Annotated in this window: 1 protein-coding gene; it reads left to right on the forward strand. The window is 64.2% G+C overall.

All coding sequences use genetic code 11. The features are described 5' to 3' along the window. Positions 1–598 (forward strand): DNA polymerase domain-containing protein (locus AC0L3B_RS38230; RefSeq protein ID WP_473382719.1); only part of this gene is annotated, 598 nt, incomplete at both ends.

The raw sequence follows: 598 nt of genomic DNA on the forward strand, positions 1-598 counted from the left end.
CGGATTTTCGAGAAGACCGAGCTGCTCAAGTTGCTGCTGGAACGCGCCAGCGTCACCGGGCTGCCGGCCGACCGCAATGGCGGCTCGGTCGCCGCGTTCACCCACCTCTACATGCCGCTGATGCACCGCCAGGGCTTCGTCGCGCCCAACCTCGGCGACAAGCCACCCCAGGCCAGCCCCGGCGGGTTCGTCATGGACTCGCGTCCCGGTCTCTATGAGTCGGTGCTGGTACTGGACTACAAAAGCCTGTACCCGTCGATCATCCGCAGTTTCCTGATCGACCCGGTGGGCTTGATCGAAGGCCTCAAACATCCCGACGACAGCGACTCGGTGCAAGGCTTTCGCGGTGCGCGTTTCTCCCGCACCCGGCATTGCCTGCCGTCTATCGTCACGCGGGTTTCCGAAGGCCGCGAAGTGGCCAAGCGCGAACACAATGCACCGCTGTCCCAAGCCCTGAAGATCATCATGAACGCCTTCTACGGCGTGCTCGGCTCCAGCGGTTGCCGGTTCTTTGACACCCGGCTCGCGTCCTCCATCACGATGCGCGGGCACCAGATCATGCGTCAGACCCGGGAGCTGGTGGAGGCACAGGGCTATG

This window comes from Bradyrhizobium sp. Kon56 (assembly GCF_055807635.1).